General features: G+C 43.6%; 15 protein-coding genes and 1 pseudogene. 1 reads left to right on the top strand and 15 read right to left on the bottom strand.

Annotated elements, in window-relative coordinates:
* Positions 1-11 precede the first annotated feature (11 nt).
* The 9 genes and pseudogenes from FZ954_RS00825 to FZ954_RS00785 form a co-directional block, all read right to left on the bottom strand.
* Positions 12-769: pseudogene (locus FZ954_RS00825) on the bottom strand (DUF4336 domain-containing protein).
* Positions 766-2,304: a glycosyltransferase family 39 protein gene (locus tag FZ954_RS00820; protein ID WP_148876280.1), complete on the bottom strand. Its 1,539-nt coding sequence runs from the start codon at positions 2,302-2,304 to the stop codon at positions 766-768. Before FZ954_RS00820 ends, FZ954_RS00825 begins: the two are co-directional and overlap by 4 nt.
* A gap of 112 nt (positions 2,305-2,416) precedes the next feature.
* Positions 2,417-3,046, bottom strand: coding sequence for an orotate phosphoribosyltransferase (gene pyrE, locus FZ954_RS00815; protein ID WP_148876278.1), 630 nt, complete (start codon positions 3,044-3,046; stop codon positions 2,417-2,419).
* 47 nt (positions 3,047-3,093) lie between these two features.
* Positions 3,094-3,786 carry an orotidine-5'-phosphate decarboxylase gene (gene pyrF, locus FZ954_RS00810; RefSeq protein ID WP_062006014.1) on the bottom strand — a complete coding sequence of 231 codons (693 nt, stop codon included), beginning with the start codon at positions 3,784-3,786 and terminating at the stop codon, positions 3,094-3,096.
* 191 nt (positions 3,787-3,977) lie between these two features.
* The gene (locus FZ954_RS00805) at positions 3,978-4,916 is read right to left on the bottom strand and encodes a dihydroorotate dehydrogenase (protein ID WP_148876276.1); all 939 of its coding nucleotides are present in this window, start codon (positions 4,914-4,916) and stop codon (positions 3,978-3,980) included.
* A 12-nt stretch (positions 4,917-4,928) separates the two neighbouring features.
* The gene (locus FZ954_RS00800) at positions 4,929-5,735 is read right to left on the bottom strand and encodes a dihydroorotate dehydrogenase electron transfer subunit (protein ID WP_125404742.1); all 807 of its coding nucleotides are present in this window, start codon (positions 5,733-5,735) and stop codon (positions 4,929-4,931) included.
* Between the two features lie 209 nt (positions 5,736-5,944).
* Positions 5,945-6,916: a hypothetical protein gene (locus FZ954_RS00795; RefSeq protein ID WP_148876273.1), complete on the bottom strand. Its 972-nt coding sequence runs from the start codon at positions 6,914-6,916 to the stop codon at positions 5,945-5,947.
* A 27-nt stretch (positions 6,917-6,943) separates the two neighbouring features.
* A complete protein-coding gene (locus FZ954_RS00790; RefSeq protein WP_148876270.1) occupies positions 6,944-7,789 on the bottom strand; it encodes a hypothetical protein in 846 nt (281 codons plus the stop codon).
* 145 nt (positions 7,790-7,934) lie between these two features.
* Positions 7,935-8,750 (bottom strand): hypothetical protein, encoded by an 816-nt coding sequence (locus FZ954_RS00785; RefSeq protein WP_148876267.1) that lies wholly within the window; start codon positions 8,748-8,750, stop codon positions 7,935-7,937.
* A 110-nt stretch (positions 8,751-8,860) separates the two neighbouring features.
* On the opposite strand from FZ954_RS00785, the gene FZ954_RS00780 reads away from it, so the two are divergent.
* Positions 8,861-9,769 carry a LysR family transcriptional regulator gene (locus FZ954_RS00780; protein WP_002895403.1) on the top strand — a complete coding sequence of 303 codons (909 nt, stop codon included), beginning with the start codon at positions 8,861-8,863 and terminating at the stop codon, positions 9,767-9,769.
* 48 nt (positions 9,770-9,817) lie between these two features.
* Here FZ954_RS00780 and FZ954_RS00775 read toward each other — a convergent pair whose 3' ends face one another.
* From FZ954_RS00775 to rpiA, 6 genes are all read right to left on the bottom strand, one after another.
* Positions 9,818-10,549, bottom strand: coding sequence for an NAD-dependent protein deacylase (locus FZ954_RS00775; RefSeq protein WP_148876265.1), 732 nt, complete (start codon positions 10,547-10,549; stop codon positions 9,818-9,820).
* Positions 10,542-11,318: a hypothetical protein gene (locus FZ954_RS00770; protein WP_148876262.1), complete on the bottom strand. Its 777-nt coding sequence runs from the start codon at positions 11,316-11,318 to the stop codon at positions 10,542-10,544. The genes FZ954_RS00775 and FZ954_RS00770 overlap by 8 nt, the downstream gene beginning before the upstream one ends.
* Positions 11,319-11,320: 2 nt before the next feature.
* Positions 11,321-12,028: a purine-nucleoside phosphorylase gene (gene deoD, locus FZ954_RS00765; RefSeq protein WP_148876259.1), complete on the bottom strand. Its 708-nt coding sequence runs from the start codon at positions 12,026-12,028 to the stop codon at positions 11,321-11,323.
* A gap of 158 nt (positions 12,029-12,186) precedes the next feature.
* Entirely contained in the window at positions 12,187-12,999 is an 813-nt protein-coding gene (locus FZ954_RS00760; protein ID WP_148876255.1) for a purine-nucleoside phosphorylase, read from the bottom strand.
* A 26-nt stretch (positions 13,000-13,025) separates the two neighbouring features.
* The gene (locus FZ954_RS00755; protein WP_061423123.1) at positions 13,026-14,237 is read right to left on the bottom strand and encodes a phosphopentomutase; all 1,212 of its coding nucleotides are present in this window, start codon (positions 14,235-14,237) and stop codon (positions 13,026-13,028) included.
* A 13-nt stretch (positions 14,238-14,250) separates the two neighbouring features.
* On the bottom strand, positions 14,251-14,928 hold the full coding sequence (gene rpiA / locus FZ954_RS00750; protein ID WP_148876253.1) for a ribose-5-phosphate isomerase RpiA: 678 nt from the start codon (positions 14,926-14,928) through the stop codon (positions 14,251-14,253).
* Between the last annotated feature and the right edge of the window lie 123 nt (positions 14,929-15,051).

Genomic DNA, 15,051 nt, shown 5'->3' with positions numbered 1-15,051 from the left:
ATTTTCTTTTTTTATCTAATCCACCTAAGTGCTCTTCTTAGTTTAGTTCTGTGGTGCCATTTTCTAGAAAACAAGAACCATGGGCTAGGATGATTTTTTCTGGTTGCCAAGCCAGCATTCGCTTCAAACACTCCTTAGCTTCTTTTTGATGACCGATAAAGGTCATACGGTAGTCAATAGGCGTCTGGCCATCCGGAGCTGCAACACGAACTAACTTATAAACCTTGCTGCGAAAAGGATTTGGAAAATGCTCTGTTTCAAAATTCTCAATCAAATCTGTCAAAATCAAGGTTTGACTGCCCTTGTGAAAAAAGACAACTTCCTCAATATAAGCACTTCCCTTGAAAACCAACTGATCTATCTGGTCTGCCCAAGCTTCAGGAGCCTCATTCGTCAGCTTTTCATCAAAAGAGACTGGAATTTTCTGCTTGGCCGCTCTCTCCTCAACTCCTGGGCTAGACCAAGCAATTGCCTCAGGATAACGCTTCTTCCAATCAGCTATATAAGCATAGTGAATCTTATTAGGTGAAACGAGGTGTGCGACCGGTCCCAAAGCGTCCAACTGGTCAAACAAGGCTTGATTTGGCTGAATTGGTGAATGGCACCAGAGCTGGCCATTTGCTAACTTGATGACAGTCATGCGGGTAGAAAAAGGCAATTTTGTCAGCACCGCATCCATCTCAATCAAATCACCGTCGACAATCCAGATATTCTCGGCAATAGGCTTCAAGCTATAAAGCGGTTCATAGATAGGAACAGGTCTTTTCATTCTAAAGACTCCTTCTTTCTAGTCCAAAAGCGGAACTTCCCTAGAGCTTGTGGATACTGGGCTAATCCTAGGGCTGACAGAATCAAAATCTGTGGCAAAAACTGAATCAGATAACGCGTCTTGCCTCCTTCGAAAATTTGCAGAAAGAGGAGACCACCGAAAACTGCCAAGATCAAGAAATTCAAGGAATCATTTGGTCGGTATTTCCAAAGGGCAAAGACAAGACCCAAAGCCATAATAATCCAAACTGCCTGCTTAAGCAGCGAATAAAATAGAAAACTATCCTTATCAGAATTGAGGAAAAAGTCACGGATAAACTGGGCGAATGCATTGTCTTTTGTGAACTCATAAAGCGGTGAAATATATGGCGTCTTTTCATTTTCAACACTGCGATAGAGCCAGCCCAAGTTTCCTTCAGCAACTGTCAAAGAGTGTTTATAATACAGGTGTTGTAGAAAGGTCAGCGGAGTGTATTCTTTCAGACGACGCTTGATTTCTTTGATGACATTTTCCTTGGCAAACATGCCGTTATTGTAGTCAGCCCGTTTGTCGGGTTCCACGTATTGCAAGAGCCCTTCCTTCATGTCTTCCTGATCGTGACCGATATTGGTTAGGCCTAGATTGATGAAAAGCAGTGGCCCTTTGGCCAGTCCTTCGCCTTGGATGATAGGCTCTTCTGTCTGGTGGGCTAGGCCATAATGAAGCGGAAGATAGCCTGCCGAAAAGCTTAGAGCAAAGGCCGCCACAGTCAAGAAAAATTTTTTCCAGTTTTGTCTCAAGAACAGAACCCCAAAAACAGCAATCAGCAGAATCATCACTGTCGGACGAATCAAAAAGGCAAGACTGGTCAGAATCCCTAATAAAAGGCTTCTAGAAATGATTTGGCGACTATTCCCCTTATTTTCCAACAGACTCAGAGCCAGAAAAATCTGTAGACTAATCAAAGGCAAGGGAGGAATGTCCGTGTACATAGACATGTAGTAAGGCGAAAATCCGACCAAGGTCACATAAAGACTAAAAACCGCATCGGCTGTAGCCTGCGAAAAGTACCGCTGACAGCCTTTGTAGAGGATCCAAGATGCAATATTGACGTAAAAAAGATTGAGTCCCTGCATAATCCAGAGCGCTGCTTCACCAAAAAGATTAAAGAAGAAACGCTCATAGAGAAAGAGGGGCAGATTATTGGGATTGCGCGTCAGATAGCTGGAAATAGAGGACTCCTTCAGGTACTTGAAAGCCCCTGTGAAAACCACCGCTGCATCCCGTCGAATCAAAAGCTCAGCCGATAGGAGCATGATGAGCTGAAAAAGGAGAGATGCTAAAGCAATGGCAAGCTTGTGCCTCATGAGAAAATGATAAGACTTTTTAAGCTGAAACCGATAGCGATTCTCTAAGATCGCCAAGACTCCAAACAAAATCAGAGCCAAGCTACTCAACTGCGACACATGAAAAATAGCTGTAAACAGCCAATGAAGACTCAATACCAGCATGATTTTTTGCAGAATCAAAAAAGTGATATGATAAATCTTAGACATGGCTTTATTATAACAAAATCAGGCACTTTTTGCTATTTTAAAAAGTGAGCATAGGCCAAGTAAATCCTAAAAAGGAGACAGGAATATGCTAGTCCCGCCTCCTCGTACCTTCTTAATTTTGCCAGTTTTCTTGATCGTCTTTAAACTTCTTCAGCAAAGTCAATCCTTCTGCATTGATGTAGCCTTCTTGCTCAGCCAAGTGGATAAGTTCTGTGTAGTTTGATAAAGTCACCAACTTCACGCCTGCATCCGCAAAGTTCTTATCCGCCTTTGGCAATTCGTAGGTGAAGATAGCTGCAGCACCGATTACATCTGCTCCTTCACGCTTAGCTGCCTCAATAGCATCCAAGACAGAACCACCAGTGGAAATCAAATCTTCAATCACGACCATCTTTTGACCAGGAGCCACTCGGCCTTCAATCTGATTGCCCGCCCCGTGATCTTTGGGTTTGCTACGGATATAGGCAAAAGGCAGATTCATCTTGTCGGCAATGATAGCTCCGTGAGGAATGCCCGCAGTTGCCGTGCCCGCAATCACTTCCACATTAGGAAATTCAGCACGAATTTTTTCGACAAAGCCATTTTCGATCAAGGTCCGAGTTTCTGGGTAGGCCAAAGTCACTCGGTTATCTGTGTAAATCGGTGATTTAATCCCAGAAGCCCAAGTAAAAGGCTCCTCTGGTTTCAAGTAAACCGCTTTGATTTTCAACAAGTCGCGTGCAATATCGTTGGCTAAAGTCATTTTTTACTCCTTATACATCTGTTATTCGTTTCATTTGAAATTCTTACTTAGCTGTTCCACTGTTTCTTAATTTCGTGATAAGCATCCCAAGGATTTTCAGCCTGAATAATCGGACGACCAACTACAATATAATTGCTACCAATTTGGTGGGCTTCCTGCGGTGTCATGACCCGCTTTTGGTCACCGATTTCAGCACCTGCTGGCCGAATACCCGGTGTCACGCAAAGAAAATCGTCCGCCGTAGCTGCCTTGATGAGCTCAACTTCCAAGGCCGAGCAAACAACCCCATCCAGCCCAGCTTCCTTGGCTTTGCGGGCATAATTAACAACCGACTCCTGCACAGTTGTTTGGATATTTTGGCAGTCGCGCATATCTTCTTCACTGGTCGAAGTCAACTGGGTCACCGCTACTAGCTTCGCATTGTCACCGAGAACTTTTTTGGCCTCCCGCATCATCTCAACGCCACCAGCCGCATGAACCGTCACCATATCAACCCCAAATGTTCCCAAAACAGACATAGCTGAACGCACGGTATTAGGGATGTCGTGCAATTTCAAATCGAGGAAAATACTATGTCCCAAACCTTTCAGATAATGCACAATTTCTGGACCAATGGCATAAAAGAATTCCATGCCGATCTTGACGTACAGTTTTTCATCTTCAGGAAAATGCTCCAGAAAGTTTTTGACATCATCAAAAGATGGAAAGTCTAGGGCGATAATAGGACGTTCTTCACGCATACGGTTCTTCTCCTTACTTTTTACTTACTATAATCGTAGAAAAAACCTTGCCCGAGAGCAAGGTTACACGAAAATGTGGCAGAATCTGCCATTTTAAACGTATGCGCCTTAGAGCCTCTCTGGACTTCTTTAAAGGTTTTATCTTAAACATTCTATAATTTACTGGGAAGTTTGTCAAGAGAAAATCGAGCTTAAAGCAAATTTTCTCTGACTTCTTTTCTCAAATTTTCTAGGCTTTCAATGCCATATTTATCCATGACTTGCGGCAAGTTTTCTATAATGTTAGGGCAGGCATAAGGGTCAGTAAAATTCGCTGTTCCGACACCGATAGCTGATGAACCAGCGATAAACATCTCCAGCGCTGCCTCTGCCGAGTCAACTCCGCCCATACCAATGATTGGCAGTTTGGTGAATTGCGCAACCTGACGAATCAGCTTGAGAGCCACAGGAAAGACAGCTGGACCAGACATACCACCCGTTCCATTAGCAATGATTGGCCGCTTCGTTTTCAGATCGAAACGCATTCCCACCAAGGTATTGATCATGGTCAGTCCGCTCGCACCCGCATCTTCTGCCGCCTTGGCCACTTGGGTAATGTCTGCTACACTAGGAGTCAATTTGACATAGACTGGAACTTGAGAGGCAGCAACTGCTGCTTTTACCGCTTCATAGGCTAGCTCAGGGACTTGTCCGATTAAAAGCCCCGCATTGCCATGGTCCACATTGGGGCAGGAAATATTGAGCTCAATGGCCTTGACATTGGGAGCTTGAGAGATTTTTCCAGATACATAAGCATATTCTTCATTGGAGAAACCAGCCACATTGGCAATAATCGGCAAGTCTGGATAGTGCTGAGCCAGCCAAGGAAGTTTTTCAGCCAAAACTGCATCGACACCTGGATTTTGGAGGCCGATAGCATTGAGCATGCCGGCTGGCGTCTCAGCCACACGGGGCGTTGGATTGCCAAAGCGGGGATGTTGCGTCGTCGCCTTGATCATGATAGAACCCAGTAGATCCAAGTCATAGTATTTGGCATACTCTTGACCGAAGCCAAAACAGCCTGAAGCTGGAATGATTGGATTTTTCAGCTCTAAGCCTGGCAGAGAAATTTTCAAACGATTCTCAGTCATTTCCTTATCCTCCTAAAGCACGATGGTCCCAGTCTCAAAAACTGGACCGTCTTCGCAAACCCGCTTATTGACTGCTTCATCCTGGCCTGCTACATGAACGACGCAGGCATAGCAGGCACCCATGCCACAAGCCATGCGAGACTCCATGGAGAGATAAGCATGCGGATGGTCCTGAAACTTACGATCCACATACTGGAGCATACCGGGCGCCCCACAAGAATAGACCGCAGCAAACTCTTCTGTCAGCTCATCGACAATCGTTGATACATAGCCTTTTTGACCATAAGTCCCATCATCTGTAGTGATAAACAACTGACTACACTCACGAAACTCTTCTTCCAAAATAACCGCAGATTGATTGGCAAAGCCTAATACTGCTGTAACGTGGGCCCCCTTAGCATGCAGTTCTTTGGCTGTTTGCAAGAGAGGAGGCACACCGATACCACCACCAATAATCAAGACTTTGTCGCCCTTTTCTACCGGAGACAAATCAAAACCATTTCCCTGAGGTCCCATGACATCAAGATAGCTACCGACAGGAAGCTGAGAGAAAATGGCCGTCCCGCCACCTTCGACCCGATAGATAATCCGGCAGATATTTTTCTCCCGATCAATCTCCGATATGGAAATCGGCCGCCGCAGCAGCTTGCTATCATCTGGCACTCGGATATGCAGGAATTGCCCAACCTGCATCTGACTCACCATCTGACCTCTCAGGCGCATCGAAAAAATCTGAGGCGCAATTTCTACTTGCTCCAGCAGCTCCATCTGCTCCAGCATAATCTTGCCAAATCTCTTTTTACAACTGTCACTAACCATGACAACCTCACTTTCTACAAGAAAAAACCTCGCCGCAGCAAGGTTTTGCAAAAAACGAGGCAGTCAAATTGCCCCTTATACCGTTTTTCCTACCTTGCAGCCTCACTGGACTTGATTAAAGGTTAAATTGTAAACATTATATCGTTAGAGACGAGGAATGTCAAGGCATAAAAATATTATAATTTTCATGTCTCCGACTCACCACAGCCTTACCAGCTCTTGTCAAATTCACTTCTTACATCTGCCAAACAAAAACTGCCATCCTCCTGCCGTTTGAAAATCAAAGACACCCTATCACTTTTTCTTTCTGTATTTGAACGACGAATATTAATATAATTCACTTGCAATGTTAACGGACTATAATCTGTATCGCTTCCCGAAATATTTGTATGTGAAGGCAATCCAAAACGCTCAACAACCTCTTGGTAAGTCATCCCGCCTTTGCCATGCTGGCTATCACCTATTTTTAATGTATCCATATCTTCTGGCTTCCACTTAAAGACAAATTCGTCTTTCGTCGCTGAAGGATAGCTACTGTCATCTAAATATACTGCACTTTTACTTATCAGATAATAGTTCTTCCCATTCGAATCTGGGTCATAAAAAACCAAATTGATTTCCTGAGGATGTCCCGATGAGCCATATCTCGGAATATCTATAATTCTTGTCTTATAAGTTAGTGTCAATCCTTTTGTACCAAAACTCACATTTGAACCCTTACCATATTTCGCAATAACTTCTTCTAAAGTTGGACTATTAGTCCCCCCATTTTCCACCTTGAGCTCTACAAAATTATCCAATGTCCAATTAAAAGCAAACTTATCTTCATCTTCCTCAACAATTTTCTGTTTCAGTTCCTTTTGTTCTTGGGTCAATTTTGATTCATCATCATCTTGCAGACTAGCCGAGCTGTCTCCACTAACTGATGAGGATTTATCGTCATATTTGTACTTCAACTCAGCTTTATTAGGAACCTGTTGCGATAAATAATAGAAGCCAAAGAACAAAGCAAAAGAGATTGCCAAACAAAGAAGGGTAAAAGCCAAGCTAATTCTTTTTTTCTCCTCCTTCATCGTCATCACTCTGAGCTCTTCTCGTTTTAGCTTTTGTTGACGATAAAGGTCTCTTTTGATCTCTCTAAACGAATGAAGATCACGTTTTTTCTTGCTACTTCTCCTCATTTTCCTCCTCTTTCTTATCGATTTAGTTTACTCACTTTCTTTAGACACCAAACGCCATCTTCCATCTCCTTGCTTGTAGAATTCTAAATGAACTCTTTTCAATTGTTCTGGATTTTGCCAAGAATCTGGATTAACATAATCAACCCGCATCTTCAGTTGATTGTCGTCTCCAGAAATCGTCTGATAGAGAGGTAAGCCGACTTTTAAAACAATCTCATCATATGGTGTACCTTTAGCTGTTCCTTCTCTAGCACCAATAACAAGACTATCGATGTATGCTTGCGTCCATAAAAAGGATCTTTTAGGATTGTTATCCACCTGAATTTTATCACTTGAAAGACTAAAATGGTATTTTGAAATAACCTTATAGACACCATCAAATTCAGCAAAGGTTAAAGATACATAGCCCATACTACCATTTTTCGATTCCCAGATAAGGCGAATATGTTTTTGAACTTTATGATTTGGCAAAAAATCAATCCAGGCCCCACCTTGAACTGGTTTCCCAAATTCCTTTAAAACATCTTCCAAGACGGCTCCACCCTTGTATTTGTTCATGGGAAGCGCGACTGCCTTTTCAACTGTCCAAAGAAAGGGACCGCTTTTTTCTGGAGAAACAATAAGACTTTTAGCGAATTGTTCTGCTTCAGCTTTCTCATCTTCCAAACTATTTGATGACGAACTAATCTGGCTAGACGGAGTTGGCGTCTGCTTGGCTTTGCTTTTTTCTGACAGAGAAAGTGTTAAAAAAACTGTTCCAATGATAGAAAATACAACAATAGCTACTACCATGACTGGTAAAAACTTGGACTTATAGGTTTGCTTTTCTAACTCAAAAGCAATATCTTCAAACGAATCTTCTTGTCTCTTCATCACTACTCCTTATCAGTCTAAAAATTCATCATATCACGAATAGATCGAGATTGCAAAATGTACTTCAGTCTGTTTATATAGAGGAAAGCCCAAATTCCCCGTCTTTTCTGCTTGCTTTGGCTGCCTAAGGAGACCATCAATCTCCCTATCTTTCTCTTCTATCGATATGACTAGTAACTGTCGTCAACCGAAAGACGCCATCTTCTTGACGATGAAAGATTAAATGAACCCATTCATTATTATATCTTTCATCTGAAGTTAAGTATTGGAGTTCCAAGCCAATCTGCTGGCTATCTGCCGCGTCCAAGCGCGAAATAAAAACTTCAGATTCTCTCGGTAGACCAAATATTTGGATGATTTCTTCGTAGGACATACCAGGATTGCCTGTACTCTCGTCACGAACTTGTAAACCTGCAATTTCATCCTTTGTCCAGAGATGGGGACTATCTCCCTGAGGCAAAGTTTGATAGGCCTCATCAAGAATATTCGCTCTCTTCCCAATGAGATGATAACCTGCTCCATCTTTTTCAAATGTTAAACTTAGATGACTATGATGGCCTTGAGTAATCTCACTTGTATAGTTTAATTCAATATTTCCATTGCTCTCAGTATAAAAAAAGCTTGAAGCCTTGCCATGCTTTTCAAGGATTTGATCCAGAGAAGCTCCGTTTTGACCAGCAGCGGTATCCTTTATTTGCAGATTGATGATTTCATCAGTTGTCCATTTAAAACGATGGTTTTCTCTCTCTAAAACTTTCTCTTCTAGCTTAAGCTCCTCTGGTGACTTTTGATAGACAGACGAGGACATACTCTTTCGCTCCAAATCCTTATAAACAGCTTGACCTCCCCACATGATCATCACCTTCCCAAGTGGAATCATTAAGCAAATTGTCAAAAATACTATAAAAATAGTAATGGGTAGTCCTACCGAACGATTTTTATAGTCATCCTCTTTGGCCATATCGCCCTCCTTATTTCCTTCATTTTAGCATAGGAAACTTTAGCAAGCAAACATTTTCTAAACTTCTGATTTATCAGGAAAAAATCCCCAGTTTGTGATAAAATAGACCTATGAGAATTCAACAATTACACTACATTATCAAAATCGTCGAGACCGGCAGCATGAACGAAGCTGCCAAGCAACTTTTTATCACCCAGCCTAGTTTGTCCAACGCTGTACGGGATTTGGAAAATGAAATGGGCATCGAGATTTTCATTCGCAATCCCAAAGGAATCACCTTGACCAAAGACGGCATGGAGTTTCTTTCCTATGCTCGCCAAGTGGTGGAGCAGACTCAGCTTTTAGAAGAGCGATACAAAAATCCTGTCGCCCACCGCGAGCTTTTTAGCGTCTCTGCTCAGCACTATGCCTTTGTGGTCAATGCCTTTGTTTCATTGCTCAAAAAAAGCGACATGGAGAAATACGAGCTCTTTCTACGGGAAACTCGGACTTGGGAGATCATTGACGACGTAAAAAACTTCCGCAGCGAAATTGGCGTCCTCTTTCTCAATAGCTACAACCGCGATGTTCTATCCAAGATGCTGGATGACAATCACCTGATTGCTACTCATCTCTTTACAGCTCAGCCCCATATCTTTGTCAGCAAGTCCAATCCGCTGGCCAAGAAAAAGCTGGTCCAATTATCCGACTTAGAAAACTTCCCCTACCTAAGCTACGACCAAGGGACTCACAACTCCTTCTACTTTTCTGAGGAAATTCTCTCTCAGGAACACCATAAAAAGTCCATCGTCGTCAGCGACCGTGCAACACTGTTTAACCTTTTGATCGGTCTGGATGGCTACACGATTGCGACCGGTATTCTCAACAGCAACCTCAACGGAGATAATATCGTCTCCATTCCACTGGACATTGATGATCCGATCGAGCTGGTCTATATCCAGCACGAAAAAGCCAGCCTGTCCAAGATGGGCGAGCGCTTTATCGAGTATCTGATTGAGGAAGTACAGTTTGATAAATAAAGCAAAACACCTGAAACAAGCATCTAATGCTCACACCAGGTGTTCTTTTTATTGTCGTAATTTGCCCAAAACTTCCCCAATCTTTCCTTCGATGACGAGGTCAGCTTGCTTGTCCTGTGGAATACTGGTCTTGTTGATAACGACCAGATGCTTACCTGTAAAGTACTGAATAAGGCTAGCAGCGGGATAAACCACCAAGGAAGTGCCCCCGATGATCAGCAGATCCGCTTGATGAATGGCCTGCGCGGCTTGTTGGAAAGTCTCCATATCCAAGGGCTCTTCATAGAGGGTCACATCAGGCTTGATCATACCGCCGCAGTCAAGGCAGTGAGGAATGGTACCGTCCAGAGCCAGAAAGCCGTCCAAATCATAAAATTGCTGACAGTTTAGACAGAAATTTCTATCCGCACTACCGTGCAATTTGAGGACATTTTTTGAACCAGCTATTTCGTGCAGGCTATCAATATTTTGCGTCACTACAGCCTTGAGCTTGCCGGTCTTCTCCAGATGAGCCAGATAGGCGTGAGCCGCATTGGGCTTGGCATCTGGATAGAGCAGGTATTTCTTGTAAAAGTCGAAAAACTCCTGCGGATAGCGCTCAAACATAGTATGCGAAACCAGCTGCTCTGCCGTAAAATGCCGACCCAGCTTGACACTATAAATCCCATCCGAACTGCGAAAGTCAGGGATATTAGACTCGGTCGAGACACCCGCCCCGCCGAAAAAGACGATATTCTGACTTTGGTCAATCATGTCTTGCAACTGCTGTGTTTTATCCATTTTCCTCTCCTGTCAATAAAGCTCTAACCAAGCGATTTGCCTCATCAAAATAAAAATGTTCCCGATCGTAGACAATCCCTGTGAAACGTGCCAAGTCCACCAAAATCTCCATAAAATGCTGGGATGAAAAACCGGTTGTCCGATATAATTCTGCCTCATCAAAGGGCTTAATCAGATGAGCCAGCGGATTTCGAACTGACTTTTCCAACTCCCGCAGCTGTCTGACCTCTTCCTTGACAGACTCAGGCAAATCCAAATGCAAAATCAACTCTGTCAGACTGGATGAATTGACCGTGCTTTCTGCATGAAAGACCTGTAAGGCAGCATAATCCGACTCCCGCATCCGTTCAAACTTCCAACGGTCATAGCTGGCTTCACGAGAATTATGGATAAAGTGCTCAATATCAGGAATTTCCAGCTTGATCAAGCGCATGAAAATCCGATAAATCGCCGGGCTAACCGCTCGAACGAAATCAATAATCTGCTCATTGCGCAGCTTGGCTTCCAAATCATAGAGATAGTTGGCCAGCTGCTCATCAGCCAAATCGGTATGACAAAAAAGCTGAAAACCGCTTTGCGTCTGCAAGGCAGTCTTCAACTCTTCATCCATGGCTGACAGAATATTGAGCTCTCTTCGCTCTGCCAGAATGGCCAATAGGCTGGTTACAATCGAGGAACTTCCCATCAACTTCTGCGCCAGTTTATAGGCATAAGCATAGTCATAACGGGAAATCGCAAAGAGAATTTCCTCTTTTAAATCTAGATCCATGCTTAATCAATCAATGTTTCCAAACCAACCTTCATCATATCGGTGAAGGTATTTTGGCGTTCCTCTGCTGTCGTATCTTCGTCAGGATTGACCAAGCTATCAGAAATAGTCATGATAGCTAGAGCCTCTACTTGGTGCTGAGCAGCCAGATAGTAAAGTGCCGCAGCTTCCATCTCAACAGCTTTCACGCCCCATTTGCCCAGCTCGATATTTTTCTCAAAATAGTTCGAATAGAAAACGTCTGACGACAAGACATTTCCGACATGGGTCGTCATGCCCAAGTCTTTAGCAATATGATAAGCCTTGTCCAGCAGGTCAAAGCTGGCAATCTGAGGAAAATCATACTGAGGCCAGTCATTGCGGATAATGTTTGAGTTGGTCGCAGCCGCTTGAGCCAGAACCAATTCACGAACGTGCACATCGGCATTGAGCGAACCAGCCGTTCCCACACGGATCAATTTTTTCGCACCGTAGTCCACAATCAACTCACGCGCATAAATCGAAATCGATGGCATTCCCATCCCAGTTCCCATGACAGAAACCCGCTGACCATTGTAAGTACCAGTGTAGCCAAACATGTTCCGCACTTCGTTAAAGCAAACAGCATCTTCTAGGAAATTCTCCGCAATAAACTTGGCACGAAGAGGATCACCCGGCAAGAGAATTTTATCAGCAATCTCACCTTGTTTAGCAGCAATATGGATAGACATAATTTATGATACAAAGAGCGACAAGAAAACGACTGAAAATTAGGAATTTGACGAGAAATCCTGATTTCTCAGTCAGATTATCTATTTTCCGAGTTTTCCGCTCGTGTTCAAATCTGAACGCTTCGCTCTACCTTTCCTTCGTTTAATATTTTATTTCCTTACAATTCAGCAAGAATGGCTTTAAGTAGTCGTTTGAAATCACCTTTGACACGCTCTGTTACTTCAACCACTTCCTCGTGATTAAGCTCTTCTTGGAAACCAGCAGCAAAGTTTGTAATGCATGAAATTCCAAGGACTTTCAAACCAGAATGTGCTGCTACAATCACTTCTGGAACAGTAGACATGCCAACTGCATCCGCTCCAAGCGTCTTATAAGCACGGATTTCTGCTGGTGTTTCATAAGTCGGTCCAGTGACACCGATATAGACACCCTCATCCAGCTTGATGCCAAGCTTATCAGCAACTTGATGAGCAGTTGCACGATATTCTGGTGTATAAGATTTAGACATATCAGGGAAACGTGGGCCAAATTCATCCAAGTTTTCACCGATCAAAGGATTTTGACCAGTCATATTGATGTGGTCAGTAATGACCATAAGCGTACCAGGACCATAGCCGATACCACCGGCAGCATTGGTCACAATAACACCTGTCGCACCGAGAGCCTTCATCACACGCACTGGGAAAGTAACGACTTCCAGAGGATTTCCTTCGTAGAAATGGAAACGACCTTGCAGTGCCAAGACTTTGCGGCCTGCCAAGTCTCCATAGACTAATTTTCCAGCATGACCAACGACAGTTGAGCGACCCCAGTTTGGAATGTCCGCATAGTCAAGACTAACAGCATTTTCAATTTCAGAAGCCAATTCTCCCAAACCAGATCCCAAAATCAAGCCAAACTCAGGTTCTGTCATGCCTTTTTCTTTCAGAAAGGCGGCCGTTGCTTTGATTTTCTCAGATAATGTTGTCATTAAATATTTTCCTCACTCTCTTATGCTTATACCAATTTGTCCAAGAAGCTTTCACCAATCATGGCCTTGTCGACACCGAAGTTGTCAGCGATGGTTGCTGAAATGTCCGCAAAGTGTCCGACAGGCAAGTGACCATTCCCCTTGAGGGATTTACCAAAAACCAAGAGCGGAATGTACTCACGAGTGTGATCTGTTCCGGCATAAGTCGGGTCATTACCGTGGTCAGCAGTAATCATGAGCAAATCATCTTCACGCATGTTTTCAATGATTTCTGGCAAGCGAGCATCAAATTCCTGCAGACAATCACGATAGCCATGCGGATCACGACGGTGACCATAAAGAGCATCGAAGTCTACCAAGTTGGTAAATGAGAAGCCATACTTGAAGTCCTCAGACTGGATAGCCTTAACCAAATTGTCTACGCCATGATTATTGGACTGGTTATGCCCCATGTCGTGGTTGATCCCAGCACCGTTGAAAATATCGTTAATCTTACCAACTGAATAAGTATCAATACCAGCTTCATTGAGCTTGTCCAAAACAGTTGGCTCAAATGGAGAAACTGCATAGTCATGGCGATTGGCTGTACGAGTGAAGTTACCTGGCTCACCCACATAAGGGCGAGCGATGATCCGTCCCAGAAGCGCAGGGCGTTCCAAGGTGATAGAGCGAGCGTATTCGCAGATACGATAGAGCTCATCTAAAGGAATAATCTCCTCATGAGCCGCGATTTGAAGCACTGGATCTGCAGAAGTATAGATAATCAATTCGCCAGTTTCCATCTGACGAGGCCCGAAGTCGTCAATAACTGCCGTGCCAGAATAAGGTTTGTTCGCCTCACGAATAACTTTGCGGCCAGAAAATTCTTCAATTTTAGTCAAAATTTCCTCTGGGAAGCCGTTCCAGAAAGTATCAAAAGGCTCGGTAATGTTCAGGCCCATGATTTCCCAGTGGCCTGTCATCGTATCTTTACCTAAAGAAACTTCTTCTAATTTAGTATAGTAACCACTTGGATTTTCCTCAGCTGGTACAGTTTTCAAGGCTTGCTCACGCTCGATATTGCCCAAGCCCAGCTTAGCCATATTTGGCACATCTAGACCGACTGCTTTGGAAATATGTCCCAGCGTATCAGAAGCTCCATCTGGCACCCCTGCATTAACAAAATTGTTAGCATCTGGTGCTGCCCCAATGCCGACTGAGTCCATAACGACTAAGTGAATACGATTAAATTTTGACATAAAAACCTCTTTTCTAGTTATTTGCTTCTAAAATGTTTACGCCACCTTGACCAGCGACGATCACCTTGTTGACCATTTTGGTGAAAAGGCCGTGCTCAACAACGCCCACGATATGATCTAATTTTCGGCCAAATTCGACTGGATTTTCGATTACACCTAAATCTAGATCAATAATGAAGTTCTGCATATCCGTGATAAAACGTTGGCCATTTTTTTCACGGAAACTTGGCTTGTAGCCTGCCTTAGCAAAGCGACGGAAAACTTGTTCCGCACCATACTGCACTACTTCGACTGGCAACTTAAAAGCACCTAGCTTTTGAACCAATTTGCTTTCATCAACCACCCAGATGTAGTCCTTGGTAGGTGTCGCGACAACTTTCTCCATCAGCAAGGCTCCGCCTCCGCCTTTGATGCCGTTGAACTGAGGATCTACTTCATCAGCTCCATCAACGGTCACATCGACCTGATCCACTTCATCGATGGATTTCAGCGGAATGCCCAAGCCTTCTGCTTGCTTGCTAGTAACGCTAGAGGTGGTGACTGCAGTAATCTGCAAGCCTTCCTCTTTGATACGTCGACCAATTTCCTCGACAAAATAGTAAGCAGTCGAACCTGTTCCCAGACCGACCACCATCCCGTCTTCGACAAATTCAGCAGCCTTGATGCCTGCTAGTTTCTTTAGAGTTTCCATAGCACCTCCTCAAATCAACTATGTTTAGTATATCACAATTCTTTGAAATTTGAAAGTGTTTTCAGCTCTTTAAACGGTTCATCGCATTTTAACAGTGCTCCATTTCACGAAAATCTCCTTAAA

Origin of the sequence: Streptococcus sp. Marseille-P7375 (assembly GCF_902460365.1) — a bacterium.
Lineage (GTDB): Bacteria > Bacillota > Bacilli > Lactobacillales > Streptococcaceae > Streptococcus > Streptococcus cristatus_I.
Note: the sequence above shows the minus strand (reverse complement) of the source record. Positions and strands in the feature narration are given on the sequence as shown.